This is a genomic window from Stenotrophomonas sp. GD03794 (genome assembly GCF_029842145.1).
Taxonomy (GTDB): Bacteria; Pseudomonadota; Gammaproteobacteria; order Xanthomonadales; family Xanthomonadaceae; genus Stenotrophomonas; species Stenotrophomonas riyadhensis.
Window position 1 is genome coordinate 1 of the sequence record NZ_JAOCFV010000066.1, and the last position, 26,147, is coordinate 26,147.

At 58.2% G+C, this 26,147-nt stretch carries 20 protein-coding genes and 4 pseudogenes; 15 read left to right on the forward strand and 9 right to left on the reverse strand.

Annotation, left to right across the window (positions count from 1 at the left end; all coding sequences use genetic code 11):
* Window positions 1-291: pseudogene (locus N5D91_RS21745) on the reverse strand (hypothetical protein); the annotation flags it as partial.
* 960 nt (window positions 292-1,251) lie between these two features.
* Here N5D91_RS21745 and N5D91_RS21750 point away from each other — a divergent pair.
* The 3 genes from N5D91_RS21750 to N5D91_RS21760 all read left to right on the forward strand — a co-directional run bounded on the left by N5D91_RS21750 (window position 1,252) and on the right by N5D91_RS21760 (window position 3,838).
* A complete protein-coding gene (locus N5D91_RS21750; protein WP_046984211.1) occupies window positions 1,252-1,530 on the forward strand; it encodes a helix-turn-helix transcriptional regulator in 279 nt (92 codons plus the stop codon).
* 830 nt (window positions 1,531-2,360) lie between these two features.
* Window positions 2,361-3,122: a nucleotidyltransferase domain-containing protein gene (locus N5D91_RS21755; RefSeq protein ID WP_046984187.1), complete on the forward strand. Its 762-nt coding sequence runs from the start codon at window positions 2,361-2,363 to the stop codon at window positions 3,120-3,122.
* Complete coding sequence (locus N5D91_RS21760) at window positions 3,119-3,838, forward strand: DUF6602 domain-containing protein (protein WP_046984188.1); 720 nt, start codon at window positions 3,119-3,121, stop codon at window positions 3,836-3,838. Before N5D91_RS21755 ends, N5D91_RS21760 begins: the two co-directional genes overlap by 4 nt.
* A gap of 1,369 nt (window positions 3,839-5,207) precedes the next feature.
* Here the strand turns inward: N5D91_RS21760 and N5D91_RS21765 are convergent.
* Window positions 5,208-5,384: pseudogene (locus tag N5D91_RS21765) on the reverse strand (ATP-binding protein); the annotation flags it as partial.
* 245 nt (window positions 5,385-5,629) lie between these two features.
* On the opposite strand from N5D91_RS21765, the gene N5D91_RS21770 reads away from it, so the two are divergent.
* The 4 genes from N5D91_RS21770 to N5D91_RS21785 all read left to right on the forward strand — a co-directional run bounded on the left by N5D91_RS21770 (window position 5,630) and on the right by N5D91_RS21785 (window position 11,496).
* The gene (locus N5D91_RS21770) at window positions 5,630-6,199 is read left to right on the forward strand and encodes a heteromeric transposase endonuclease subunit TnsA (RefSeq protein ID WP_049396580.1); all 570 of its coding nucleotides are present in this window, start codon (window positions 5,630-5,632) and stop codon (window positions 6,197-6,199) included.
* A 3-nt stretch (window positions 6,200-6,202) separates the two neighbouring features.
* Window positions 6,203-8,107 carry a Mu transposase C-terminal domain-containing protein gene (locus tag N5D91_RS21775; protein ID WP_049396578.1) on the forward strand — a complete coding sequence of 635 codons (1,905 nt, stop codon included), beginning with the start codon at window positions 6,203-6,205 and terminating at the stop codon, window positions 8,105-8,107.
* On the forward strand, window positions 8,107-8,988 hold the full coding sequence (locus N5D91_RS21780) for a TniB family NTP-binding protein (RefSeq protein WP_049396576.1): 882 nt from the start codon (window positions 8,107-8,109) through the stop codon (window positions 8,986-8,988). Before N5D91_RS21775 ends, N5D91_RS21780 begins: the two co-directional genes overlap by 1 nt.
* Window positions 8,989-10,692: 1,704 nt before the next feature.
* Window positions 10,693-11,496 (forward strand): hypothetical protein, encoded by an 804-nt coding sequence (locus tag N5D91_RS21785; protein WP_152905473.1) that lies wholly within the window; start codon window positions 10,693-10,695, stop codon window positions 11,494-11,496.
* A 55-nt stretch (window positions 11,497-11,551) separates the two neighbouring features.
* Here the strand turns inward: N5D91_RS21785 and N5D91_RS21790 are convergent, their stop codons facing one another.
* Window positions 11,552-12,355 carry a hypothetical protein gene (locus tag N5D91_RS21790; protein WP_049396956.1) on the reverse strand — a complete coding sequence of 268 codons (804 nt, stop codon included), beginning with the start codon at window positions 12,353-12,355 and terminating at the stop codon, window positions 11,552-11,554.
* A 284-nt stretch (window positions 12,356-12,639) separates the two neighbouring features.
* Between N5D91_RS21790 and N5D91_RS21795 the strand changes: the two genes are divergently transcribed.
* On the forward strand, window positions 12,640-13,641 hold the full coding sequence (locus N5D91_RS21795; protein WP_229302611.1) for a hypothetical protein: 1,002 nt from the start codon (window positions 12,640-12,642) through the stop codon (window positions 13,639-13,641).
* A gap of 79 nt (window positions 13,642-13,720) precedes the next feature.
* On the opposite strand, the gene N5D91_RS21800 is transcribed toward N5D91_RS21795, so the two are convergent.
* Window positions 13,721-15,682 carry a hypothetical protein gene (locus tag N5D91_RS21800; protein ID WP_049396959.1) on the reverse strand — a complete coding sequence of 654 codons (1,962 nt, stop codon included), beginning with the start codon at window positions 15,680-15,682 and terminating at the stop codon, window positions 13,721-13,723.
* Between the two features lie 158 nt (window positions 15,683-15,840).
* Here N5D91_RS21800 and N5D91_RS21805 point away from each other — a divergent pair, with 158 nt between their 5' ends.
* Complete coding sequence (locus tag N5D91_RS21805; RefSeq protein ID WP_049396962.1) at window positions 15,841-16,263, forward strand: antitoxin Xre/MbcA/ParS toxin-binding domain-containing protein; 423 nt, start codon at window positions 15,841-15,843, stop codon at window positions 16,261-16,263.
* 129 nt (window positions 16,264-16,392) lie between these two features.
* On the opposite strand, the gene N5D91_RS21810 is transcribed toward N5D91_RS21805, so the two are convergent.
* Window positions 16,393-17,154 (reverse strand): hypothetical protein, encoded by a 762-nt coding sequence (locus N5D91_RS21810; RefSeq protein ID WP_152905474.1) that lies wholly within the window; start codon window positions 17,152-17,154, stop codon window positions 16,393-16,395.
* A 663-nt stretch (window positions 17,155-17,817) separates the two neighbouring features.
* Complete coding sequence (locus N5D91_RS21815) at window positions 17,818-18,090, reverse strand: hypothetical protein (protein WP_049396968.1); 273 nt, start codon at window positions 18,088-18,090, stop codon at window positions 17,818-17,820.
* Window positions 18,091-18,436: 346 nt separating this feature from the next.
* Here N5D91_RS21815 and N5D91_RS21820 point away from each other — a divergent pair, with 346 nt between their 5' ends.
* Window positions 18,437-18,868, forward strand: coding sequence for an NIF family HAD-type phosphatase (locus N5D91_RS21820; RefSeq protein WP_049396970.1), 432 nt, complete (start codon window positions 18,437-18,439; stop codon window positions 18,866-18,868).
* Window positions 18,869-19,048: 180 nt separating this feature from the next.
* Entirely contained in the window at window positions 19,049-19,951 is a 903-nt protein-coding gene (locus N5D91_RS21825) for a hypothetical protein (protein WP_049396972.1), read from the forward strand.
* A 123-nt stretch (window positions 19,952-20,074) separates the two neighbouring features.
* Here N5D91_RS21825 and N5D91_RS21830 read toward each other — a convergent pair whose 3' ends face one another.
* On the reverse strand, window positions 20,075-20,467 hold the full coding sequence (locus tag N5D91_RS21830; protein WP_049396984.1) for a helix-turn-helix domain-containing protein: 393 nt from the start codon (window positions 20,465-20,467) through the stop codon (window positions 20,075-20,077).
* Window positions 20,468-20,617: 150 nt separating this feature from the next.
* Between N5D91_RS21830 and N5D91_RS21835 the strand changes: the two are divergent.
* Window positions 20,618-21,169, forward strand: a pseudogene (locus N5D91_RS21835) (NAD(P)H-dependent oxidoreductase); the annotation flags it as partial.
* 680 nt (window positions 21,170-21,849) lie between these two features.
* Here N5D91_RS21835 and N5D91_RS21840 read toward each other — a convergent pair.
* Window positions 21,850-22,563 (reverse strand): hypothetical protein, encoded by a 714-nt coding sequence (locus N5D91_RS21840; RefSeq protein WP_049396977.1) that lies wholly within the window; start codon window positions 22,561-22,563, stop codon window positions 21,850-21,852.
* 183 nt (window positions 22,564-22,746) lie between these two features.
* A pseudogene (locus tag N5D91_RS21845) lies at window positions 22,747-22,992 on the reverse strand (EF-P beta-lysylation protein EpmB); the annotation flags it as partial.
* A gap of 574 nt (window positions 22,993-23,566) precedes the next feature.
* Here N5D91_RS21845 and N5D91_RS21850 point away from each other — a divergent pair.
* The 3 genes from N5D91_RS21850 to N5D91_RS21860 all read left to right on the forward strand — a co-directional run.
* Entirely contained in the window at window positions 23,567-24,103 is a 537-nt protein-coding gene (locus N5D91_RS21850; protein ID WP_049396980.1) for a hypothetical protein, read from the forward strand.
* A 504-nt stretch (window positions 24,104-24,607) separates the two neighbouring features.
* Window positions 24,608-25,156: a HEPN domain-containing protein gene (locus N5D91_RS21855; protein ID WP_049396987.1), complete on the forward strand. Its 549-nt coding sequence runs from the start codon at window positions 24,608-24,610 to the stop codon at window positions 25,154-25,156.
* Between the two features lie 288 nt (window positions 25,157-25,444).
* A partial coding sequence (locus tag N5D91_RS21860; RefSeq protein WP_279908928.1) for a DUF4007 family protein occupies window positions 25,445-26,147 on the forward strand: 703 nt, incomplete at its 3' end.

Sequence of the window (26,147 nt, forward strand, 5' to 3'; positions counted from 1 at the left end):
AAGCAGCAGAGCTTGGCCAAGTAGTGGAGACACGAATCGAAGGTCCTTGGTAGGCCCAGTCCATTCGACGTAGCGGACCCCTGTGAACCAGCCAGGCACATGGCCTTCCTCAGCCAGAAGTAAGGCGATTCTTAGCGACATATGCCGAGATACCGTTGTGAAAAGCACAACCTCATCAAAGGTGGTTCTAGCATAATCTAGGAAATCCCGAAGTCCTGGTCGAGGAATTTGGCTGACCGCATTGGAGATCAGGGTTCCCTCGAGATCGAGGGCGAGGATACTGGGGCGCATGCGATAGGAGCCTATCTACGTTTGAGTGCGTCGTAAGAGACGCGATCTGAGTCCTGGCCCCTCTTGCTGCCGAGCCAGAATAGGAGGGGCGAGCCAGTAGTCGTCGCCAATAGGCAGTAGGCACTCCAACGCGACATCGACCATCAGCGGTCGCCGCCATGCAGGGTCCGGCAGAAAGCAGTAGTCAGACTTGCTTAGCGTTCCTGATGCTTGCTTGCGAGATAGCCAATCTGCTCGACCGCGTATCTCGCGGCTCAGCACGGTCAATGCTGCGGATTCGTCGCCGCCGGTGCTTAAGAACTCACTCGCAGCTCCCCGGACTGACGACCAAAGCACGTATCGCTTGCGTCCCAAACTCAGCTCACGCCATTCTCTTTCCTGTACACATAGGATCTCCTCGGCGTGTTGAGTACGGATCCGATGCTTGCGTAGCAATGACACGAGATAGGCAGCAGCTTCGCGGTCGGAAAGCCGACGCCAGAGCCACTGTCGGTCCTGTGCTCCAAGCGAGGGGCGCCATGCTCTAAGTGCATGGGTTAGTGAACTACTCAGGTCGTCAGGCAGCTGACTGCTCTCCCGATAGCTCCAGCTAATAGGGTCGTAAAGAGATCGCCTTGTAGAGCCATTTGACGAGCTCGTCTCAGCTAGGACCCCCGCTGTCTGAAGGAACAGCAGCAAGTGCTGCGCAACTGCTGTGTCAGCGGCCACAGGTGCGGAAATCGAAGTGGAGCGCTCGAGCGCACACCACGCGCACGCGTAGAACGGCCCAAGCGATACTAGCAGCGCATCGAGGTCTGGCCACGGAGGGATGAGGGTCTGTTGGTCACGACCATAGATCACTCGATCCCCGGCAGTTCAACCGGCTCTGATGCTAGCAAGCCACCGGAAAGTCGTCTACACAATTTTCATGTAGTGCCCGGCTCGGCCATAGATTTCGTTCCGCTCCTCCAGGCGGACCTGATGGCTACCAAGACGATCTACCAAAGTGCGTACCTTCGGTTGGTCGGCCTGCTCCGCGAGCGACGTGAGTCGTTGGGTATCAGTCAAACCCGGCTAGCCGCTCATCTGGGGTGGCCTCAGCAGCGAGTCTCTTCCGTTGAGTCTGGGGCCCGGCGCTTGGACGTATTGGAGTTCTGCCTCATCGCCGCTGCCTTGGGGTTCTCTCCGGCTGAGGTCTCTGATCAGGTCATGAAGATGCTACAGAGCGTGCGCGGCAGCCAGATTAAGGACCGGCACTAGCGAGCGACGGTGGTGATTGCGTCAAGCCAGATGATTCATGTGGGCTCTTTCTGCGGGGGCCACCTGTGAAGCGAAGAACCTTCTTGGTTGAGCTGCTGCCAACGTTCGGCCTTGTCTGATCAATGACTGTTCTGGTTCGAGTTGCCTCGCGACCAATACGGCATGCTCATTGCTATGCAACCGCAACCAGCCGACTCAAGGTAGCTGGCTGCCGGCATAGTGCGTGCACAGTTTAGAGGGGGCCCCATTCCGTTCGTCTCCAGTGCTCACGGACCGCGGCAAGGTCGATTAATTGGCCGCTGCACATCAGTGCCAGCGCGATAGCACCATTGAACGGACGTCCGGTATTCGGCCGACGTATCCAGCCATCGGCGTGTCGCTGATCGGAAAAGTGTTGTGCAGTGCAGCGTGAATGCCAATCAGGTAGCTCACGCGCTCAAGCGTCTCTGGCCGGGTAGCATCGGATGCGCTTGAATATGCGACAGCAAAGGCGATCTCAACCGGCTGCCAAGGAGCGCGCTTTGCTCTTGATCGGTCAAGGACCATGCCATCGCGATCTGGCGGAAGGTTTGGCGAGCGGCTTCCGCAAGTCTGACCACCTCTGCATTAGAGAGTTCGCCCATGGTAGCTGCCCTTAAGGTCGCTTCCCGCCATGCTACGCCGGTTTGAAGGATCCAGAGCCATCATGGATGGCGGGCGTGGTGGGCATGGCGGGCATGGCAGGTATGGCAGGTATGGCAGGTATCGAAACAGTGCCCAGCCGGACACCAATGAAGCTGCTGGTGCCGGGATGAGTCGTACAATGGCAAGGAACGATACGGAGATCGGGCTTGACTGGAGACCTGTACCTGAAGGCGATTCTTACGAGAGAGGCCGTCGATACGTCCTTGCTCTCCCCTGCGTTCTTAGCGAGGGCAACGCTGACCCCGGTGATCAATGCCTGGGGCGGTCGGTACGTGCAGTCAGTAACTCCAAGCGGATCCTTCGCGAAGGGGACAGCCAATAAGAGTGGCACTGATGTGGATCTCTTTATTTCCTTGCGTCCTTCGACTCCCGATAGTCTTAAGCAGATCTACCTGACGCTCTTCAACGCTCTGACAGATGCGGGCTACGTTGTGCGTAAGCAGGATGTGTCTCTGGGCATTCGGGTGGCTCAGATTGATGTGGATCTTGTGCCTGGGAAACAACAAACGGCGCTCACCACAGACTATAGTCTCTATCGCAGCCGGGCAGATACTTGGACGAAGACCAACGTTCAAACCCACATTGACGTAGTACGCGCGGCCGGCATGCAGCCTGAGACAAGGATCATCAAGCTCTGGCGGGATCAAAACAGGTTGGACTTCCCATCGGTCTACCTTGAGTTGGTTGTGATCCGGGCGTTGCAGCTCAATTTCTCCGTTAGCTTGGCCGAGCGCGTTCTGGTGGTGCTTCGCTTCTTGGCCAATAGTTTCGTAGCCGCTCGGGTTACAGACCCCGCTAACGCGAACAACGCGATCTCTGATGATCTTACGTTTGCAGACAAACTTGCGATTGAGCGCGCCGCTCAGGTTGCGCTTGCGCAAGAGACATGGGGCAGCATCGTCCAATGAATCAGCCATCACTTCCCAACCTTCTGGATCACTTGCACGAGCAGGTGGAGGCCGCGCTCAGAACTGCCCGCCTTGCGTTGCATCACCCCACCGACAAGGGAGATGCAAGTGAACAGGTCTGGATCGATCTGCTAAGCAGCTACTTGCCCAAGCGGTACGTGGTCAGCAAGGCCCACGTTGTGGATAGCGAGGGGAACTTCAGTCAGCAGATCGACGTGGTTATACACGATCGCCAATACTCCCCATTGGTGTTCACCTACTTGGGGGTGCACTACGTTCCTGCGGAGAGTGTGTATGCGGTCTTTGAGGCCAAGCAGGTAACGAGCGCGGAGACTATCGGCTATGCGCAATTCAAGGCAGAGAGTGTGAGGCGCCTGATCAGAACCACCATGCCGGTGCCTACAGTCGATGGTCCCAAACCAGCGAAGGAGCCGGCTCGCATTCTCGCCGGGTTGCTGTCATTGAGCTGCCCGTGGGTGCCACCGCTGGGACAGACCCTGGCCGACCATGTTCTTGGTCAAGCCGGGAATAGACAGCTGGATATGGGCTGTATTGCAGATGCGGGTACGTTCTTCATGAACGATGAAGGCGCGCTCGAACGGCAGGCTGGGCCGCGGGCAACCACAAGGTTCTTGCTTGAACTGATGGCTAGGCTGCAGGAGCTCGGAACGGTACCGATGCTCGACATTCGTAGCTACGCCAAACACATCCCGTAGATTGGCAAGGGAATGCCTGCCGCTGGGGCATGCGGTCACAATGGCGCAATCTGCGCACCAGGCTTTGGGGGTTTCTCTCCTTGGCGATGAATGCTCCTTCATCGTGCATGCCAGCGTAGCGGTTGCCTCGCACATGCTCTGGCCATAGCTGTCCAGGAGGGCCACAAAGTCCAAGTGAGGATCAACTTCGTCGGCGGGCCCGATGTCGGCGTACCAATCAAAACGAAGTCCTTGCTCCATGCCTTGGCGAAGGCGAGCGGGTAGCTTTTGAGCAGATTCCCAACGCTGGAAATGCCAGTGGCAAAGTTGCCCAGCGCGAAGTCGCGAATCGCTGTGTGTCCTGCCTAGGGGTAGACCCAGTAGCTAAGGCGGACTCCATGAGGAAGACCGGAGTCGGGGTTGAAGAGGTGCCTGCTGAGGCGCTCGTCGTTCCTTCCGCGGCCTACGGAGCAGATGTGCCCGAGGATTCCTCGAACTACCTGCTGTGGGCGTATCCCCATTGATTGATAGTAGGTAGCATTTTGGCGATCGGTAGGGTCTGCGTCGTACCACCGGTGGGGGAGAGGTCGAGTGGTTCCCTTCACCTCATGGGCTACTCGACGGCGCAACACCGGCCGCGGAACTGACTAATAATTTTGCCGGCGTGCTTCGGGGTGCTCGTACCTAGTGCGAAATCGATGATTGATGGGCAGCTGCTGTGACGACGCTGAGTGGTCCAAAGCGGCCGATAGCTGTGACGCGTGGGTCGGCATCTTGTGATGGGCTCCGACGTTACGAAGTACTGTATGGATAAGCCCAAGCTCGCGTCCAACGGTCATTCAAAGTGAGGAGCAGGGCGCGACCTCAATGTGTATTTCGATGGTGAGTTTAGCCACGGCACATGGCAACACCGTAGTAGCTTCCGGGCAGATCCCCGAGCGCAGCGAAGAGTGTTCCGAACAGGGCCATTGTGAAGCCGGTCTGATTGATGTGTTGGCGAAGTGTTGTCCCGTCGCTCAGCTCATGGCAGACCTTTGACTGATCAGCCGCAATGTATCCCTGCACAAGAACTGACAATCCGATGTAAATCGCTCCGATTCTCTGCGGCCAGCACAGATCACCGAACAGTCTCGCTACTAGTACGCAAACTAGCGGCATTCCGAAGGCAAGCAGAAATGCGAGGGGAATGATGTACTTTCGGACGGGCTTGGTTCCTGGAATGCTCACGGCAATAGCTAAGATTACTCAGTGACCCCTTTGGGGGCTGTGGCAATCATAAAGTATCCGTCGCGACTGCTCGGTGCTCTTTGCCGTCTGCCGTGAAGAACTGGTCGGCTCGATTGGTCATCCCTGACGACCTAAATGCCTATATGGTGAGATTCCTCACAAAAGCGGCCACCAGTTGGAACCGCGCGGGATACTGCACGCTGCGCGCCGCGCGGGCGATGCGGATGTGGCCGGACTCCAGTGGCTCGCGCAGGGTCTCCAACGCACTTCGATTCCACTCCGGAAGCTCGTCCAGGAACAGTACGCCGTGATGGGCCAGCGAGATCTCACCGGGGCAGGGCGGATTGCCGCTGTCACTTCTAGCTAAATCCTAGACAAGTATTGCAAAAGAAGCCCGGTTAGGCCCCTAGAATCGTCAGGGTCTGGTCTACTCTTAACATTGAAGAACGCGACTGTATACATCTAATAACGAGACTGCATTGCAGGGCACATCAAATGAGCAGACTGCGTACCCATTCACCCGTACGGAAATTGAGAAATAGCCATCGGGCCCTTACCGGGAAGGTCAATTTGCAAGCTGGCGGCATGGCTGGCTTTGAATCCTCACTAGAGCGGGACCTGCTTCTGATCCTGGATTTCGACCGGACGGTTCTGTCCGTCAAGGAGCAGCCCTTCTCGCTGACGCACATTCAGGATGCGTCGGTCCGCCGCTATACGCCTGACGTGATGGCCGAGTACGACAGAGATGCGCTGCCCACTATCGTTTATGAGGTCAAGCCCATAGAGAAGCTGCGGGCCGACTGGGCATCCCTGCGCCCAGGGTTCAAAGCGGCCGTAGCTCACTGCCGGCTGCGTGACTGGCAGTTCAAGATCGTCACTGAGCGTCATATCCGTACGCCCTACTTGGCGAATGCGAAGTTCCTGCGACGCTACCGGGACCTGCCCCCCCTGTTGGTCCGCCAGGCCCAGCTTAGGTACACGGCCAGCGCGGTTGGTCCTACCACTCCTCAGGGACTGTTGGCTGCTGCCTACTGGCCGAAGGAGGAACAGGCTCAGGCGATCCCCGCCCTCTGGCAGATGGTCGCCGCCGGCGAGTTCAACATCGATCTGACGAAGCCGCTCAGCATGCGGATGCCCATCCAGTTGGCGGAGTAGGACATGGTCTCCTCAAATTTCATCAATATTTCGCCAGGCGTTGAGGTCATGGTTGGCCAGCGTCGGTACCGGATTACGCGGTCTTTGGACATCAACAGTGTCTTGGCCGAAGACGTGGAAACCGCCAAGATTGCACGGTTGCGGATCGAGACCATGTCCCGTGTGCTGGAGGCAGAAGAGGGGGATGAGACACCCAACTTCTCCGTTCACCACTTCTCCGATGATCTATGGGCGGTGGCACAACGGCGCTTTGAAGCTATCAAGCCGCTCCTGGACAACCCTCGCCGAAGCCGATCCTCAGTGGCGGCGGCCGCCTTGGCCGCAGGAGTCAACACATCCACGCTGTATAAGTGGCTGGCGCTGTATCACGACCATCAGCATGTTGCAGCTCTCGTCCCAACAAGGCGCGGTCGAAACAGAGGGGCACGCTTTCTACAGGCAGACCAGGAACTCGTGATCGCTTCGGTGATCGAGGACTTTTATCTCGATAGGCAGAAGCCAAGCCCAAAGTCGGTTGTGGATGAGGTAACCCGTCGTTGCCGTAGGGCCAAGATCGATGCGCCTCATCCCAACACCGTCCGCAATCGACTTGCTGATATCCGTCCCGCCACGGCGCTGCGTCGTCGTGGCCAGAAGGATAGGGCGCGGGACAGGTACGAGCCCATTCGAGGCTCCTTCCCGGGTGCGGACTTTCCTCTTGCCGTGGTTCAGATCGACCACACGCCATTGGACGTCATCGTTGTAGACGAGGAGCACCGCAAGCCCATCGGTCGCCCATATCTCACCTTGGCCATTGATGTGTTCAGCCGCGCAATCGTTGGGCTGTATCTCACCTTGGACGCACCGTCTGCGACTTCAGTGGCGATGTGCATATCTCATGCGATGAACACGAAGAACGAGTATCTGCGCCTGCTTGGGGTAGAGGGTGACTGGCCGGTATGGGGCCAGATAGGCACGTTGCATGCGGACAACGCTAGAGAGTTCAAGTGCAAAGCGGTAAACCGCGGCTGCGAGGCGAACCAGATCATCATGCAGTGGCGGCCGGTCAAGAAGCCAAACTATGGCGGCCACATCGAGCGCTATATGGGGGTAGTGGCCACCGAGATGAAGAAGGTGCCGGGGGCTACGTTCTCCAACATCAAGGAAAGGGACAACTATGACTCGGAAAAAGAGGCGAGCTTGACCCTGCGCGAGGTAGAGCACTACCTGGTCAACTTCATCGTCAACAACTACCACCAGCGGGTGCATAGTCAGCTTGATGCTGCACCCATCAAGGTATGGGAAGACGCAATCTTAGGCGACGAGATGCCTGGCGTCGGCCGGATGCTGCCTGCAGACCCGGATCGAGTTCGTATGGACTTCCTTCCTTACTTCCAGGCCACGGTGCAGCGCTACGGCGTTCGCATCGAGAATCTCTTCTACTACGACCCGATTCTTGATCGCCATATCGGTGCAACTGAGTTGGACAATCCGAAGCTCAAACGTAAGTTCATCTTTGCAAGAGACCCTCGGAACATCAGTGAGGTCTACTTTCTGGATCCGAACACCGGTAGGTACATCTCCGTCCCCTATCGAAACGTAGGGCATCCGGCGATCTCTGCCGGAGAGCTTCGTGAAGCCAAGAAGCGAATCAAAGCTGACGGAAAGAGCGCAGTGGATGAGGAACGCATCTTCCAGAGCATTGAAAGCAATCGGAAGTTGGTTGAGGAGTCCACGGCCAAGTCCAAGGCTGCACGCCGTCAAGCGGCTAAGGCCCCCAAGGGTAAGCCGAACGCAACTGACGCCCAGGATGCGCGCACGTCAAATGCCCCGCCGCCGCCGCCGCCGCGCCAGCCCGCGCCCAAGGCACCAGATCGCAACATCTTCTCGCAGGCACTTGAAGTCCTGGAAATTGGAGAGATTCACTAATGAGCAGCTTCCCGCACCTGCACCCCCAGGTTGCTGCCTACATGGGTGGCTCCAACGAAGAGCGGATCGCAGTGAGTCGCAAGGATAGGTGGATTGGTTATCCGAAGGCGATGACGGTACTCGATGAGCTGGACCAGCTCATCGTGTACCCATCTACCCAACGGCCACCCTGCAGACTGATTGTTGCCCGAGGTGACAACGGCAAGACGGCACTGCTTCGACAGTTCCAGCTCCGTCATCCGGCCGTGCAGCTTGGTGATGGCGGAATGAGCGTTCCTGTACTTCGGGTCAATATGCCTGCCCAGCCAGATCTGTCACAGCTCTGGTCGGAGGTACTTACCCGCTGCGCAACCACTCATCGCCGAGGTGATCCGGCCAGCGCCAAGTACGCCATGGTGGTCTCGGTCTTGCGCGTCCTGAAGGTACGCGTGCTGGCTATAGACGAGTTCAATGATGTTGCCCTTGCCAGAAAAGGGACGTCGGACGTACTGGCAGGCATACGAAAACTCAGCAACGAGTTGAACTTGAGCATCGTGGCTGCGGGCACCGAAGCTGCGGTGCATGCCTTGGCGTTCGATGCTCAGATGCGCTCGCGCTTCAGTGCCCTGTCCATGCCCAAGTGGGCAATGGATCTTCCGTACCTCAACTTCCTCAACACTTATGAGCGCCTGCTGCCTCTGGCCAAGCCCTCAAATCTGCCGGGAGAGGAGCTGGCTCCGGTTCTGTTCGCGGCAGGCGGGGAAGCGATCGGTGGCACAGTGACCCTGCTGCGCAACGCTGCTGCGCTTGCGATCAAGTCTGGTGAGGAGCGGATAACCATGGAGATCATCCGGGCCGTCCAGGAGACTGTTTCTCACGCAAATGCTTTGTCTGAGATCTGATCATGCGTATCGTCTGGCCGCCCCAGGTGCCAGACGAACTGCTCTCCAGCTACTTAGCCCGGGTTTCAATCGCGTACGGCACATCGCCCCAGAAGCTCATGGCGCTCTACGCGCCTGGATTTCAAGTCTGGACTAGGGACATTGATGTTTGCGCGCCCGAAGGGCTCCTATCCTGCCTGACCGATCCTTCAGGAAAATCCCTGCAGATGCTCTATGGACTCACACTCGTTGGCTGGAATGAGGTTACAAAGCGCAGATGTGAGCCACCTCGAGGGGTCTATCACTGGATCAACAGTATGGGCATCTACCACCGGACCCGCCTCCGGCACGGTCTAACTTTCTGCCCTGAGTGCCTGGAGCAGAATGGGGCCTATCTGCGCCCCTGGAGACTGTCCTTCTGGACCGTCTGTCCGTTGCACCAACGGTTACTGCAGGACGGGTGCCCCAACTGTGGGGTAGTGATTCAGCCACACCGCCATGGATTTGATCTTCGTATGTGTTGGAACTGCAATCGATCATTGACTACTGCCACCTCGCCGGTGTTGGACGTCTTGCCCGTACAGTCTCTGCTCTTTAGATGCCTCATCAATCCCACCCGGGACTTTGAGTTCAGTGGCCACACCTGTTCTGGCTCAGAGGCGCTGTGGGGAGCTGACACACTCCTCTCAGCGCTCAAGCCACTGTGGCGGGGCCTTGGTCTGGCATCGGAGCGGGGACCACGGATAGAGATGCGCCGGGTCCAGGAACGCTACACGGACATGCGCATGCTCGACCACCTACTAAGCCTGGGGCCTGCTGGCCTGCTGAGACTGGCCCAGTCGATGCGTGTGACCCAGCGTTGCTTTCGGCAACAGATGCCAGCTTGGATAGGAGGGATTGCAGCGAACCTGCCTGAAGGGCGCGCCCGTCGCGCAGTGAGCTCAAATCGGTCGGAGCTGAGGTCCGTAGGCGAGGCTCAGCGAAGGCGCCTTGGCGGCTGGCGAGAAATGAGAGCAGCTGTACTGTTGAAAATGACTGGAAGAAGTAATGAGTACTGATACCCGCGGCCGTCGCACCTGTGACGGCTGTTACGCTCCAATGATCACGGCCCACAAGTTGCACAAGGACAGCGAGTACTGCGCAAGCTGCTACAGCAGGCAGTTTGTGAGTAGTGCATGCCCAACCTGCGAGGGGACGGTGGTGTACCACAAGTCAGAACAGCAGGTGCCATCGTGTAGCATTTGCATTCGTGAACAGCGATGTTGTGTGAGATGTCATCGACCTGCGCCTGATGCTCGCATCATCCGGGACACCACGCCCGGCCCTGATGGTGGATCACCCATTACGCATGAACACATTGTGTGCCTGTCGTGCTTCCCTTACACCACACCTGAGCTCCCTTGTCCCATCTGCAAAGAATTGAGTCAGCGCCTCGCCGGCGCGGCACATCTGCCGGCGAACGTAAAGGCCTGTCCCTCCTGTGTGAACGAGCAGACGCACGCAACGTGCAAGCGATGCCGCAAGCACAGGAAGGTGATCTCATACACCGAGCAGGGTGAGCCGTTGTGCTCCGCCTGTAGCGGCGACCAGCCAGCTGAGCATGTGTGCCCTGACTGCAGCTCGATGGTCAAAGGCGCCGGCATGGCTCGGTGTGATGCATGCTCTATCGCTGTGCGACTCCGGCGGGAGGTAGCCCTGAACGCGGCAACCATTGAGCGGGAGTGGGTGGCATCTCTCTACAGAGCGTTCGGTGAATGGTTGTTGGTCAAAAACGTTGCTACCGGTGCTTTGCCAAAAGTCGCCGTGCGCGCTGTCTCGTTCTTCCGAGCCATCGATCTGGATGGGGACACCCATCAGCCAATAGTGGCAGCGGACCTGCTCAGGATCTTCGATTCCAAGCAGCTCAGGGCGTACCTCAACGTCACACGCTTCATCTGCGAGCGCTACGGGTTTCAGATTGATGAAAAGGCTAGGGCGGCGGCGCGTGACCAGGCGCTGATCGAGCGTGGACTGCAGGAGAGTGCATCCAAGCCGTGGGCGGGGTATCTGACTGACTACAAGGCATGGCTGATGGGTCGGCCGAGTCGAACCCAAGCCCAGTACCTTCGTACGGCACAGGCCTTCTGTGAGTCGATTGAGCTGAGCGGACCTTTCACACAGGAGCATCTGGTGAAGTACTTGGTGTCGGCGCCGGGCTCGCGCGCCAATCTGAGCGTCTGGGTGAGTTTCGTGAGAACTCAGTACAGCTGGACCGTCACCATGCCGCCTAAGCTTGCTCAGAAGCCGGCGCTTAAGCGCGACGCATTGACCCTGGTAGATCTGTTGCAGCGTGTAAGCGTGCCAGGTTCTGCAACGGATGAGGACCTCGCTGCCACGGTCGCTCTTGTCTATGGTTTTGACTTGGGTGCACTGCGGCGGCAGGTGGTGGGGGTCACCGACACGGGTGACCTGAACACTCGGGACGGCGTGGTTGTCGTGCAGAACGAGCTTAAGGAGATCGTGGCCGAGTGGGCACGACGGGTCTTCTAGACGCAGACTAGGTTCTCCTGGCCGTACGGACACGGCGGCTGGGAAGATCTAACGCTTACGGCGGTAGATTCTCGGACTGTGGCTCTGCGGTGAGCCCGAGTAGCTCTCTATCATTTGCGCTCAAGGGCGTGATGATGGCCTCTGCGATCCTGCGGCTGCACCATGCATAGAACTCAGGATAGTCATTCATCAGCACTTGCAGGCCGAGCTCGTTGTACCTGACGTAGTAGCAGTAACGCACCGGCCCAATGGTGAGAGTGGAATAGAAGGACGTTAGTTCACGGGTGGTCTTGTCAGCGAGAACAACTAGGCCGCCATGAGCAGCATAGGCGGTCGATACTGCCTCGCTCTGCAGGCGCTGATACGCGACATCTACACCAACGCCTAGGTAGATGACGTTGTGATTGCTACTGCCGATCGCGAAATCTGCCAGCCCTTGGAGGTAGGGGGCGCTCATCTCGGCTAGGTGGCAGCACATCAACTTGGCGAAGTACCTGAATACATCCAGATATAGCTCGCCTGACTCGGCATCAAATCTGGGGTCATCAAAGACGTTGGCTGGATCTGAACCGCGATGGAAAAGTTCTGAAGCGGCTGCGTTAAACGAATCGAAAGCCAGATCTGCGGGCCGAGTCCTAGCGCTGTTGCATGGTTCGCAGACCCGCGCCTCGTAATGGTAAGCCTTGGATTTCGAGCTTTGGGCATGACGGCTCCGCCCACCCTCGCGCACGATCACTGTCTTGCGGTCCCCAAAAATTGAGCGCAAGGCAGATGCCTTGATCTTGTGTTCTCCCGAGAGTGCCTGGGTGGATCCACACAAGCAGCATTGACTGGTCAGGGGAGGGGCGAACGAGTCCATGGAGGGGCCCTTGAGATGGGTGGCATGACCCGGCTATTAAACTTCCATGGATAGGCAATTCCCAGCAGAATCAACGGGTTGATTTGATGGGGGCCGGCCTTTCAGCTGCTGTGTTCTCAGCCGATACGGGATGGCGACGGGCATCAGGCCGCCCTCCCTGGCGTTTGTCCTACAGTAAAGGCCCTGCAGCTTATTGGCGAGCCTAGGCCCAGCCGAGGCTTCCGCGCCACAGGGCGAGCACAATGAGGGCCGAATTGGTCCCTTCACCAGCCTAGGAGGAAGCGATGGCCTTAGCGATGCTGGAGTTGAGCATCACCCCTTCCGGTGACGTGCTAGAGCAGCTGCTCGTAATCACGATCGCCGAGGCGGCCACTATGACCCCGCGGATCGGGAGTGGTGCAGTCAGTCGTATTCGGCTGCTCATACAGGTCGACGATATGCTGCCCGGGGTTCCGTCCACTCTTCGTGCCCAGCTGGAGCACGCAGCCTCATGCTGCTTGGAGCAGCTCGCGCGGCGAGACAGCGAAACGGCGGGCGATTGGGCTGCACCTACCGCAGTGATATGGCGCGACGATCGCCTGCATAAACTAAAGACCCACTCCCTTAAAGACAGCATTTCTGCCTGGCTGAGGCAGGCAGGATCTGCAGACGGCTCTGTACTGTGTGTGCTTAGCGATCTGTCGGCGCCGGACGTGGTCACAATCGGGTGCAGCCAGCAATCCTGCCTCCCCCGGCTGCGCGATAGCGTGGTAGATCACATGCAGCACCGCTACCGACCTGTGGAAGACGAGCATCCGATCTCTGGTGAAGTCGATAGCGATGACGCATCCCTCAAGGCTCGATCGCCCGCTCAGAAGATACTTGCCGATGCCGCCGCCCAGCGGGACTTGCTAGCGGCGCAGTGGCTCAGCGCCGAGGAGGTTGGTGCCAGGCTCGATGCGAGGAGCAGGAATTCCGGTCACCGCGCTAGCTACCTACGCAGCGAGGGTCGGTTGCTGGGCGTGTACGTTACGCATCCCGTACCTAGCTACCGCTACCCGCCATGGCAATTCCATCCTGATGGTCTTCCGGTAAGCCACTTGGGCGAGATTCTTGCGCTGTTGCGCGACCTTGGCCCTTTTCAACGCGAGGTGGATGGCTTGCGTCGTACCACCGGGTGGGGGGAGGTGGAGTGGTTCTTGTCTCCGCATGCACTGCTCGACGGGGCCGCGCCAGCCGAAAGGCTGGTTGGGGATCCCGCCAGTGTTCTGCGCGCAGCCAAAGTTGAGTTCGATAGCGGCACTTGATGGTGAAGCCACGTAGTCGGATCCCGGAAGCCGTTGATGAGCTGGTACTGGAATCGGCGAGCATTCCAACCTGCCTTCCCTATTCGGCGGTGGCTTGTTGGTCTCCGAGAGAGGTGAAGAAGCTCTCCAGTGGGGCCATGCTCCACTTCTCGCTACCCGCTTTCTCCATGTAGTGCGGGTGGGTGTAGCACACTTTGCCTTTCCTCTCGAATGCCTTGCTCAGTGAGACACCATGGGCAGCGCGGATGATGCTGAGCGCCGCTTCCGTCTCTGCTTGGATGGCAAGATTGCTCGAAATGGCAAAAGCCGAGGCGATGGACTCTTTGGTCTTATCCTCCTTGATCCTTCGCTCAATCTCGATCCACAGACCGCTCGTGCCATTGGGGAGGGTCACCCTCACCACAAACGCTGAACGCGCCAGTGCGTTGTAGTGTGAGTTTCCCTTCTGCAGATACACCCAGGATCGAGTGCCCCATTCAGCCTTGCCGGCGCGAAGCGCCTTGCGCTCATCCCCGCCCAAAAAATTCCAGCAGGCGTAGCCGCCCACCTGTACTCGCTGCTCTGAGGCTACAGGTGCGACGACTCGGTACTCAGCTATGGTGCCTCTTGCTTTGAGCTTCTTGAGAATCTCCATCAGGCCAACAAGAAGTTCCGATGGATCACGCTTCTCATGGGCGCTGTGGGCGTGGCTCAGATCTTCCTGCTTCCCGCTCTTCCGTCCACCTGAAATCTCAGTTGTGGGCTCTTGATTGGGTTTGCTCCGTTTTGAGTTGTACTTGAAGCTCTGGTTCTTCTTCAGCCGTATGATCTTCGGCCTCGGATAGAAGGCAAAGGAGATCGACGGCATGTCGAACCCTGGCTTTTGCTCAGTGGCCTCACGTGTATCGACTGACGGTGTGCCATTAGGGCGCGGGGTACGATTTCTGGGGCGCTTGTCATGCGGCCTGGGCGCGTCCGTATGGATCACCTTCATGCCCTCGGTCGAGTCATTGACGAGGATGGGGGCAATTTTCGGCAATTGCTTGGGAAAGCTCACCTGATGAATGGCCGTCACCAAGAAGGTCCTGCCGGCGAATCCACCGTCCTTGCGGCGATTCAAGAAGTAGCCAGAAACAGTGCCGCGGTAGGGCCCGTAGCTTGGGTTTAGCGGTATCTCCGCGTTTGAACACCATACCGTCAGGTCCCCAGCCCAGAGCGCAGTGTCAAGTTGGGACTGCAGGATAGGCTCATGGATCCGTTTGGCTTTCGACTCCGCATAGCGATCAAAGCGGTACAGCGCCATGATCGGGCCATCATCCAAAGTCATGCCCAGAGCGAGGACGATCGTCCAGCTTCCGGTAACCTCATTGATTCCAGTCTTGTGCCCTGCAAACTCCTCTTCGGAGATCGCCTGTGACCTGACCGTATCCCATGGGCCCGCGGTGAAGATGTCTGCAGTAGTCGAGCTGAACGCGTAGAAGGCGCGAAAGATCACCGTCCTTGGGATGATGTACTCCACGTGTTGTCGCGGGTCTGCACTTCGGGTGTCCCGAGCTACCAGAATCTTGGTGGCGTAGGCCATCAAATCGCTGAGATAGAGCTGGCTCTCGGGGAGCACCAAGATGCGCTCGCCCGTGGAACCTCGACCAACCTCAGTGCATGGGTAAAGCTCGGTCTCTGATTCGTCCTCGAATTCCCTGTAGATCCGGGAATCCTCACCGAAGGCTAAGGCATTGCCAAGCTTTCTCTGCTTCGCCGTCAACATTCCGGCGTAAACGCCGCCACCGTCCTTTCCACGAATGAAGCATTGACCCACCACGAAGGTCGCAAGCGATCCAACGAAGATGGTGCTGATGAACGTTTCACGGTTCTTGTCGGAGAAGAGCCGGGCGATCTGCCGGTCATCAAGCTTTTCCGGGACCGTTCCCCATCCCGGGGGAATGGGGGCCAAGTAGCATCGAACGGATGTGGACTCCGTGCCTTTGTGCGGCTGTGTGTAGCCGTCAATGTGGCGGATGAAGTAGACGCGCGAGTCGTCAGGAAAGTCAGTCAGATCGGTCATGCGGCTATTACATGGAGTGCATCTCCATCATTAGCGGCACGCAGTCTCGTTAATTAAGTGCACTGCCGTCATTGCTGGGGCAAGCCCCGGAAGCCAATGGTCCTTGGCAAATCCTGGGTGCCCGTTTAGGCGGGGCTGTGGGTCCGATCGGAGGTAGCATGGACACAGCGTTCCCACAGGCCCAGAGCATGGAAAAGCCGTTTGCGAGCAACGATCCAGCACTGGCAGAGCCAGGGCTACGCGCATTCAATCAGGTGGCCAAGGCGTGGTCGCTGACCGCGTCTGAGCAGTCTGCATTGCTGGGTCAGCCGATAGACGTCACTGCGCTGCTTGCACAACCGGGCTCTGTGGAAGGCGTGGGCCCAGAGATGCTGGAGCGCATTAGCTACGTGCTGGGTATCTATCGCGCGCTACACACCTTGTTCCCGAATCGGGCACAAGCCGATGGCTGGATTCGCCGGCCAAATAAGGCCAACGCATTCGAGGGGGCATCGGCTCTGTCGCTTATGTGTAGCGGACGCCTGGAAGACATGGCCCAAGTGCGTAGCTTCTTGGAAGCTGGAGGTCAGGTGGACACCTAGCTGAGTTGCGCTCTCCGGTGGTGGGGCAGCCTGGCAGGTCTGAAGCGCCACCCAAGAATGGTTGACTGCTCAGATCCGGGGCATTGCTTGGGCACTTGAGCGCTGCCCCGTCTCTCTCCGCCGTTGGCGCTACTGTGTCAGCCGCTTGCGATCGAATCCGCTGACATCGAAGTCAGCCACCACAGCGCCCTGCTGGTAGACGTTGAACTCGATGCGCACGCGCTCTGCCGTGGCCAGCTTGCGAGCGAAGTTGTCATAGCCGGGGATGAAGACCATTTCGCTGCTGTTGTCGGCAGGCTCGTTGCCTTTGAAGGTCCGCGCAGGTTCATCGTCGAAACGCACGCGGATCGGACAGCCACCATAGCTGCTGCAGAGGATCTGTCCTCTTTCGATACTGAGGATCACATCATTGCCCCAGCGAGGGTGCCGCCGGATGAGTAGCCGAGCCTGCTGGCGACCTTCGTAGGGAAAATCGAAGTGGAAGCCGTTCGTGCTGGAGACAGATGCCGTGCGCATGAACTTGCCGGACATGCCGTCCTCTTGGATTGCATAGGACCACTGCTGTCCCACCGGGTTAAGTTCGGTGTTGCGCTGCATCTCCAGTTCTGGGCGAAGCACCGTGGCCTGATTCGCTTCGGAGGATTTAGGGTAGTTCTCGCTGATCAGGCGCAGTTGCTCCAGGCGTTCTGACGTCGGCAGCGACTTGTCACGTGCCTTGGCCATCAGCTCTGCTGCCGGCAGTGTTGGAGGTGCTTCGGTAGCGGCCACTGCGGCAGCAGCCGTCGCTTCACTTGTGCTTGCTGCAGCCGTGTCGGCATTGGCCGTAGAAGGCTTGTCTGGGCCCAAGCTATTTCCCAGGACGACAAGCACGATGACTGCGATCAGGCCCACGATGAGCAGCGGCGCGCAGCCAGATGTTCTTGGCGTCGGCGGTGCCACCCATTGCGCAGGCTCCGGCGTGGCTGCCGGCATTGGATCCGCGTCAGAAAGGGGCGGTGGGGCGGCCGGAGTTGGATCTAGGCCGGCATGCATTGGAAAACCACACAGCGGGCACGCGGCCGCCTGATCACTGATCTGCCTACCGCACTCGCGGCAACTTACCAAGGCCATGGCACCCCCTGTGCTCACTCTGCCAATAGGGCGGCTGGATCCGACGAAGCGTCTTGTTGGCATCCCAGCCGATTGCCAATCCTACCAGCGCACTGGCGAGTCCCGACACCGCGCGGCACTTTGTCGCGACAGAGTAGGGCGGTCAAGGCCGGCCTGGGGAGGGGCACTGTGACTGGTCCCATCTGTCACCTCCGGGCCAAGACGATGCGCCCTAAAGGTTGGCGTCCAAGCTGGTTAAATACAGCTTCGCTGGGCTGCTTTGTCGCGCCACTGCCACCTTTGCGCGCCCTCCTCCGTGGGGGCAACATCGATGCCCAAGGGCGGGCAACTTCCGGGCCGTGAGCACGCCTGCAAGGCGTCCTCGGTGAAGGGGAGGGGGCAGCCGAAGCTGCCCCCTGATCAAGCCTACGTCTGTATCGGACCGGCGGGGGCGCCGAGAACTGCTCAGCGCGATGATCTGCCGGCAGCTGTCAGCAGGCGGTGGAACGAGAAAACATCGCTCATCCGTTGGCGGCCGCTACGACGGAACCTCTCGGCGGCGACCCGATCTCTGAAGCAGAACACCAGAAAGCCTTTGCGAAGCATGGCGGGGTTGGACCTTCCCGAGATGCACCCATAGCCGTCGATGCTAACGGCCAGGCCTCGTAGCATGCCCAGGCAGTCAGTCGCAGTCTGACGTTCAATGCCGTGGCGCAGTCGTACCTTAATCTTCTTCATTTTCAAGTATCCATGGTCTTTGGGAGCGAGTGGCCAATCCACTCCCAGATCCTTTACAGATTCCTGTTTTCGCGAAAAAACGCGGGATTTGTCCCGTCTTCCTGGTGAAGAAAGTTCCGTAAAGTTCCTAAGCAATACTGAAATTTGGCGTCTCCTGATGCCAATTGATCACGGACAGAAGAGGGGGCATTGACCGGAAGCCTCCACGTTAAGGAAGGCAGGGCCGTACCAGTAGGCTCACGATGTGGACAGTCCGTCGTCTTGAGGGCAATCTTCGTCGACTGGATTCGGTGCACACTTCTCGGCCTCCTGGCCGGCGCGTTGATTCTCCCAATGGAGCCTAGCGATGAAGCCAACCACTCTGGCCTTGGACTTGGAGGGCACCTTGATCTCCAATGCTGTGAGCCAAATCCCCCGCCCTGGACTCTACGAGTTTCTTGAGGAGGTTCGTGGCCAGTTCGACAGGCTGGTGATGTTCACCACTGTGCCGGAGGCACGTTTGCGGGAGATCATGGGCTTGTTGGTGCAGGAGGGAAGTGCGCCCCCCTGGTTCGCTCAGCTGGACAACATTGCCTGGTCTGGTGCCACTAAGGACCTGGCGTTCGTCTCGCCGCGGATTGGAGAGGTTCTCCTTGTGGACGATCATGGTGCCTATGTCCATGCTGGACAGGAGCCTTACTGGATCCCGATCCCGCTGTTTGGGGCACCCTATGAGGCGGGGGATACGGGTCTTGCCGTTGCTTTGGGCCTGATTGCAGGGAAGCTGGCAGCCTACTGAGGCCATGGACGCGCAACTAAGGGAGGGGGCATGCTCGCCGGGCACTCCGCCTGAAAGTGTCGCTATGGTCTGTTGCGATGCGGAATTTTGGATGACTAAGATATCCCCCCGCTAACGTTGGAGGCCATTGGGCCTACTGACCAGGGGCGGGACGGTCGTGATCCATTACGGGAAATGAGCATGACGCGGCAGGCAATCGTCACTTCTCACACGCTGGGAACCATTTACGCCCAATCCTCCGTCATCGAGGACGTCTCGCCGTTGCTCGACGAGCAACCGATCAACATTGTGGGCATGTTCTACAGCCAGATGATCTCTGCCGGCGTTAGAACGTTTCGTCTTCCGGTGAAGACATCAGAGGCATACCGGGATCTTCTACCCAGGCATGTCGCCCCGATCGACCTCTCTGATCAGGTTGAGGTCTTCAACGCCCTCAAGACTGCCGCCTTTGCGAGCAATGATCCCACCAGGCATTCCAAGCAGGAACTTCGCGATGTATCCGCTCTGGTCGTTTGCCTCTCCGAGATCTATGTCGCGGCCAAGTACAGGATGCCAGTCGCCACCTCTTTCAGCATCCCCACGCTTGGTCCGATCGAGCATCTATTACGCGAGGACTTCCTGATCGTTGCCAAGAGCCTGTTGGGCGAATTTGAAGTCGTGGCGTCGAATCTTGCTGTGGTAAAAGCTAGCGCGCCCGCATCATCTGCCGACGCATTCGTCCAGATCATCGATTCTGGGCTTTTCACTCAGTACGAGCGTGCTCAAGCTGCTTTGGAAGGATCTTCGCACGATCGGGGAAGCGTTCTGACAGGGATCGGTGAGTCTGCTGCACGCCTAGTTGATCGCTTCCCATCCGTGCTCTCTGCGCAGCAAGCGGGGATCACTCTGGTGAACGCTGTTCCTCCAATTGCCGAGAACGCCTTTGGCAAGGTTTTTGGCGCGCTGGCCAAGCCATTTGCTGAAGTGCTTGCGGAGATGTTGGGAGCGCAGCGTCGGGTAGTCCTCTACTCTTTCGAGCCAGCGTGGAACCATGTGTGGCAATCGAAGTTAAAGAAGATCGCAGAACGCCTTCGGCCGAGCTAAGCCGGCAGCACGTCAGCTGAGCTGAGTCATCGCCGTCATGGTGTCTTGCATGAGGGACGAGAGGCCAGTGTCCCGACGCGGGTTCGACGTCACCCTGCTTGACGTAGCGACCCGCCTCTTTGCTCAGTCCTGCGAGTGCTGAGCTTCCTTGGAGTCGAATGCTTCGCGCGCTTGGTCGATCGCCTGCAGGTGATCCCTGGCCCAGCTTCCAAGCGCAGTCACTGGAACTGTCAGAGAGCGACCGAGGGGGGGGAGTTCGTACTCCACGTGCGGCGGCATCACAGCGATTACCGTCCGTTTGATCAGTCCATCCCGCTCAAGCCCTCTGAGGCAGAGCGTCAGCATTCGCTGAGACACGCCGTTGATGGCGCGCTTGAGTTCGGTAAAGCGCTGGGGACCGCCGGCCAGCCGCATGATGATCAGCACGCTCCACTTTTCCCCAATGCGGGCAAGGACTTGGCTGATCTTTTGGCAGTCCACGCTCCTGATGCCAGGGCCTGGGTCAGTCACATTCATGATACCGGGTTCCCCATTTGTGCCGTATTGCAGCATACAGAGGTCATGGTTACGGTGATATCCCGAGTAACAATTTTATACCAAGGGAAATCTGTGATGAATGTTCTCCAAGTCGACTCAAGCATCCTGGACGCTTAGTCTGTCAGCAGGCAGCTGACGGCGGCTATCGTCAAGCACATCACCGACACCGAGCCGGGCACTCAGGTGAGCAAGCTGGATCTTGTGGCCACTCCGATTGCTCACCTGTCAGGTGCGGAGTTTCTCGCTTTGCGCGGTGTTGAACCTGGTACCGAGCCCGAGCGGCAATCGGTGAGCGACAACGCGCACCTGTTGGAAGCCTTCTTGGCAGCTGACACCGTGGTCGTCGGCGCGCCTATGTATAACTTTGCACTGCCCACTCAGCTTCGCGCCTGGCTGGATCTATTGGCTGTGCCTGGCAAGACGTTCCGCTACACCGAGACCGGCGCTGAAGGACTTTTGTCGGGCAAGAAGGTAATTGTTGCTTCCACCCGGGCGGGCTCTACGGCCAAGGAACGCCATCAGAGGCCTTTGATCATCAGGACCTATCTACGCACTTTCTTCGGCTTCCTGGGAATAAGGGAGGTGACCTTCGTACGCGCAGAGGGTCTGGGTGTCGGCCCTGAGGTCAGGGCATCGGCCATTGAAGGCGCCCTGGCCGACGTGCAGCGGATCGCCGCCTGATTCCACGCGCGAGGCGCCTCTCAAGCACATACCATCCATGCACTCATCGAGTGCATGGCCAGTTCCTGCGGCATCCTGCTTCGCCGCGCAGGAGTAGCCGGCTAGTCTTGGGGATGAGCTTCCTTCCCAAAGCTGCAGGAGCTTGCTGGGCTCGGCTTCGAGAGAACGCCCACCAATCGCTGATCTCTGTGGGAGATGCCAGCGGCGTCGAGGTCGTTCATACAAGCGAAGGTAACCGCGATGTTCAACCGTAACACCCGTCGGTTACGGTCAAATTTGGTTGTTACAGTACCGCGCACGATCAACCCTGCTACCTAGGCAGGCGAGCGCGCCGCTCAGACTCCAGCTGCTCCCTTCTCCCCTGCTCCCCTGCTCACTGATGGGGCGCTGACGGAGGGTCGCCAGCACTAGGTCATATCTGGACTGGGGGGGGGGGGCACCCGCTCACGCCAAGTGCTCACCCCATGTGCGCAAGGCAAGGCCGGCAAGTCCCACCTGCGCCATCAATAACTGCTTGCGGCTCGGCAAGTCTCCTGCGTGTGAAACGAGCCTTCTCCCAAGCTCTGCCACCCTCATCCACTCGCTGCGCGGCAGGGAGACCCTCAGCCGAGCTTGCGCGAGCAGCAGCGCGGTTAGACCGAAGCGAATGAACAACAAGGCCGCCTCAGGTCGGAACCGCACTAGCTCCCGCGAGGGATCTCAAACGAAGACTTCGCCACAAGATCACGCTTGACGGTATGCGCCTTGGATTGATCATCGTTTCTAGGGCCAGAAGAGAGATCCAGCCCCTGTTTTGGCGCCGGGAAGAGCTCTAGGATCATCTTGGAGAGCTCCTCCATCCGGTGCTTGGCCGCCTCCAACATCTCATGGGTCAGCTCTTTACGCGGAACAAACGCGACGCTCGCCTGGAATAGCATCAGCGTGTACAAGACGATCAGCCACCTGATAATGGCAGGATCATCAGGGATGTCTTCCTCGGAGGGCAGTGCGAAGTTCACGTGCTGACTAGAGAAATTCCGCGCCACCACGTTGTTGATTAGACGAATGATATCTGTAAGTTTCCGCTTAAGCTCAGTCTTTAGTTCTTCATCTTCTTGCTCAATAGCAACTGCTTTGAAAATTGCTTTCTCCAGGGCCATTTCCAGAACAATGAAGATCAGCGCGAGGTTGTCGTCGTCCTGAACAAGATCAAGAACATCCTGCCCGCCACTCTCAGCCTCTAGGAGAAGTGGGTGCAACCTCGCTGCCAAACTGACTTCTTCTTCGGTCGACAGTCCGAGGTGCGAGATGGGACTAGTAGCCCATTGAAGAATATTGAAGATCTTCCCCCGTCCCGCAGAAGCCCGATCACGAATCTCATCGAGCAAGGGGTGATCGATAGGTTGCTGCGACATGACGTACTCTCATTCCATTGGAACCTCATCGTAGTACGCGGAGGCGCCGCGGGATGTAAGGAATACCCTGACACCCGAGCATCCGCTGCTGCGCCCGCGCGATGCGCAGAATCCGGTGCCCTGAGGCCGAACACCCTGATAGATGGCACTTCCCCAATTGGGACTGCGCATGAATCGCGTGCCCTAATAAATGGTTCTCTTTGCCCGATCCCCGGATACCTCGCGCACAAGCTTAGGGACAAGATAGCCGGGCATGCTGGCGGTTAGGCGTCGGTGAAGCTCTATGGCGCTTACATCCTCTACCTCGAAATGAGCAGCGCCTTGGACTCTGTCGAGCTGATACAGGTAGTACGGCAGAACCCCCATATCGACTCCGCGCTCAAAGAGGTCCTGTAGGGCCGGTAGGTTATCGTTGACCCCTCTCAGAAGCTCGTGGGGTGTCGTTCCGGATACATCATCCCCGCCATGGATACCTCACCTCGCGCCACATAGCCCAGAAGTCATGAGCTGGTGTGATGAGGCCATTCTTGGGGTATGCGGTATGACGCGGTAGCCTTCCCTGGACCTTCAGCGCTTAACAGTCGAAGTGCCTGGCAAGCAACGCCGACAACCGGAAAACGTGTTAGAAGGCTGGCCGGCCGTGGGAGCCAATTTGGGGCGAGTCGCAGCGCTACAAGCAGTTGAGACGCCATGCTCCTAACCTGCGGTTGGGCTTAGATGAGATCACTTCGTCCTAACGCGGTCGTGGCAAAAGACCCCTCATCTAGCCGATGCTTAAAGACTTGACCGCGTCGATCTGCGACGGCTGTGTAGCCAGCTCCCGCCGGAGGAAGATTGCCGCGTTGAAACTTTGCTGGCTGCCGTTGAACTCAGCGAAGGCTTAGAATCGGCAGTCGAGATATCCGTCTGTTCGGGAGTCCGAGTACGGGGGGATTCCTCAACTACACTAGTAGCAGCGCAGAGGGAAGGGGCTTTAAGCGATGGAACTTGAGAGGTGGCCGTAATGAACTTGGTGTTCTACGCGAAGGATATTTCCTTGGCGAACCTTCTAAGAGATGTGCTGTCACGGCAACGCGCTGATGTAGCGAACATCACAGTGCACCGTGTGGCTGCGTACATGATGGAAGCCTACGGGGGAATGACTCATCAGGTCAAAGGCGAGGTCATGAAGCGGGTTACCGCGGCTGACAAGAAGGCCGTGGGTGCTGATAATCCTGACATAGCGGTTGTGTCCAGAAAGGATGATCGCATTGTGCTGATCCCTCCGCGTTTGAGGGCGAACGACATGAAGAAGCCGAAGAAGCACATTACTGGCATCCGGGCACGAGAAATCTTCGGGCCCGACTGGAAGGATCTGTTTCCTATCGCGTATTCAGATCAAGTGCGCCAAGTGATCGAGCAACTTCAAACGACACCAGGTGGGGAGCAGTGGCTCAGTGATCCATCTACAGTTGCTGTTATTGTACGCACGGCGCAGGACGGCTGGAAGGCGTACATTGCGAGTGACGCCTACGAGCCAGAGATTGAATTCGGGTTCTAGTAGCAAACAGCCAACAAGGGCGGGCAAAAAGTTCCATGGTTGCCTTGCCGTTGCATGCCCGTCTCGTCCTTGCGCACTAGGTTCACTCAGCTTGTGGTTGCTGATTCAGCCATAGGCGCTTGGGCTGGCAGTTGAGCTCGAACCCCTATCCAACCTTTTGAAGTCAAACGCTTGCGGTATCTGGTCGGCCGTGTGCTGCGGCATCTTGGCCAGTTCCCCAGAGCAGTCGCCGCTATGGTGAGCCTGCGCCTCAGAGCGTTGGGCTCATCCTTCACGTGAGGCATGGCAGGCACGAGGGGGCATTACGGTTCCGAGCCACATCCTGGTTCGTGCTGCGGAACAGATGGTTGACGCAGAGTGCAAATCAGTCCTAGGCCTTCATGTAATAATCACCCGGCGGGGTGGGGGACATGTTGCATGGACTGCCAGCTGCTGGCGCTCTTCGAGTAGCCACCGGTCGGAAGTGCGTCTTCCAGGCTAATCATCACCTAAATGGACTTAGCGATGAGCTCTCATGCTTTTCAAACCTTCACTCACGTCATCCAAGATGCAGCGGACCTCCTCGCGCACTTCGATACGATCAATTCCCAGCCACCGCCTGACAATGCTGAGGTGCTTAAGCGTGCGAGCCTTGTGATGGCTCTGGCTGCACTTGAAACCTACATTGAGGATCGGATCAGCGAGGCTGCCGAGCAGCTAGCGGGTAGGGACAAGGAAGGGGGACGAATGAGGGCGTTCTATCTAGCCTCGCTCGAGAACGACTTGAGATACTTCCACACGCCTACCTCCGACCGTGTGGGAAAGATCTTTGAGAAGTATCTGCAGATCAATGTCTTCGACGGGTGGGTGTGGAATCACTATGATCCGGCCCGCGCGAAAGGACACTTAAACGCGATCGCGAAGAAGCGGGGTGACATTGCCCACCGCTCTCTTCGTCCTGTCCCGGGTCAGCCAGCGGCGCATGCGGTAACCCGCGAAGACCTCAGAAAGCACATCCGTTTCATTTCAGATTTGGTTGCCGCCACTGACAAGCACATCGCCGCCATCCTTTAGATCGCCAGTTGTTGGCTCCTGCTGCTCGATCCTAGGAACATCGAGATCTGTAGTGGGGGGCAATTACTCTCTTTCTGGCGCCAGGTGAAAAAGCTTGCCCGAGTCAGCTCTCGCGCACCCGGAAGGCGGCCGCCAGTAGGGGCCTTTCGGGCCTCACACGCTTCAGTTCCGATTAATTCTATGTATTTCAATGAGTTGTAGTGTTTTTGTCTTGTTCGACTCTAGTCGACTGGTGCCATCGTCCAGCCGCAACTTTGAACTGGTGGGAGCCACCAGTAGACTCTAGCCATGACCTCGATCCCGCTCCCGACGCTCGTTCAGTTTTCTGGCCACGAAACGTTCCCGCTCCGACAACTGTGGTTGCGGAAGGCTTACGACGCTGCCGCAGAGGGGGAGGGGAGGCCGGCCAAGGAAGTCTTTGCCCCCGATGTAGGTATCCGCCGCTTTGGTGTGGGTAAGAACATGGTGGCCGCCATTCGGCATTGGGCATTGGCCTGCGACGTCATGTCTGAAGCCCGCGATGGACGTATCTCAATTGGGACGACCGGTCATGCCCTGTTCGGAAGTTCAGGCCTAGATCCATTTTTGGAGCGTCCGGCAACTGCGTGGTGGGTTCATTGGCTGCTCGCAGGGCGAGCGCAGCGTTCAACTACGTGGTGGTGGGTATTCAATCAAGGGGCACAGCATGCCTTCGATGTTGAGAGGCTGACCGATTCGCTGAAATCTACTGTTGAGCAAGCGGGGCATAAGACTTCCAGAGTCACGCTCAAGCGTGACGTAGAGGTCTGTCTGCGTTGCTACGCAGCCAAGCGTGATGGCCGTGGCGGCGATGAGGCAGTCGAGCCGCTTTTGTCTGAGCTTGGGCTGATCAACGAAGGGGCGGGCGGAAGCTTCTCCTTCCTGCGCAACTCGCAGCGCTCCCTGCCTGACGGAATCTTTGCAATGGCCTTGCTCGAGTTCTGGGCGGAGCGTGACGCGCGGCTTGGTACCG

Excerpts from the sequence above, each read along its gene's own strand:
- N5D91_RS21820 (WP_049396970.1), top strand. The coding sequence starts at position 18,437 with ATGAAGCCAACCACTCTGGCCTTGGACTTGGAGGGCACCTTGATCTCC.
- N5D91_RS21825 (WP_049396972.1), top strand. The coding sequence starts at position 19,049 with ATGACGCGGCAGGCAATCGTCACTTCTCACACGCTGGGAACCATTTAC.
- N5D91_RS21780 (WP_049396576.1), top strand. The coding sequence starts at position 8,107 with ATGAGCAGCTTCCCGCACCTGCACCCCCAGGTTGCTGCCTACATGGGT.
- N5D91_RS21805 (WP_049396962.1), top strand. The coding sequence starts at position 15,841 with ATGGACACAGCGTTCCCACAGGCCCAGAGCATGGAAAAGCCGTTTGCG.
- N5D91_RS21775 (WP_049396578.1), top strand. The coding sequence starts at position 6,203 with ATGGTCTCCTCAAATTTCATCAATATTTCGCCAGGCGTTGAGGTCATG.
- N5D91_RS21830 (WP_049396984.1), bottom strand. The coding sequence starts at position 20,467 with ATGAATGTGACTGACCCAGGCCCTGGCATCAGGAGCGTGGACTGCCAA.
- N5D91_RS21840 (WP_049396977.1), bottom strand. The coding sequence starts at position 22,563 with ATGTCGCAGCAACCTATCGATCACCCCTTGCTCGATGAGATTCGTGAT.
- N5D91_RS21815 (WP_049396968.1), bottom strand. The coding sequence starts at position 18,090 with ATGAAGAAGATTAAGGTACGACTGCGCCACGGCATTGAACGTCAGACT.
- N5D91_RS21795 (WP_229302611.1), top strand. The coding sequence starts at position 12,640 with ATGGCCTTAGCGATGCTGGAGTTGAGCATCACCCCTTCCGGTGACGTG.
- N5D91_RS21760 (WP_046984188.1), top strand. The coding sequence starts at position 3,119 with ATGAATCAGCCATCACTTCCCAACCTTCTGGATCACTTGCACGAGCAG.
- N5D91_RS21770 (WP_049396580.1), top strand. The coding sequence starts at position 5,630 with ATGGCTGGCTTTGAATCCTCACTAGAGCGGGACCTGCTTCTGATCCTG.
- N5D91_RS21800 (WP_049396959.1), bottom strand. The coding sequence starts at position 15,682 with ATGACCGATCTGACTGACTTTCCTGACGACTCGCGCGTCTACTTCATC.
- N5D91_RS21850 (WP_049396980.1), top strand. The coding sequence starts at position 23,567 with ATGAACTTGGTGTTCTACGCGAAGGATATTTCCTTGGCGAACCTTCTA.
- N5D91_RS21750 (WP_046984211.1), top strand. The coding sequence starts at position 1,252 with ATGGCTACCAAGACGATCTACCAAAGTGCGTACCTTCGGTTGGTCGGC.
- N5D91_RS21790 (WP_049396956.1), bottom strand. The coding sequence starts at position 12,355 with ATGGACTCGTTCGCCCCTCCCCTGACCAGTCAATGCTGCTTGTGTGGA.
- N5D91_RS21855 (WP_049396987.1), top strand. The coding sequence starts at position 24,608 with ATGAGCTCTCATGCTTTTCAAACCTTCACTCACGTCATCCAAGATGCA.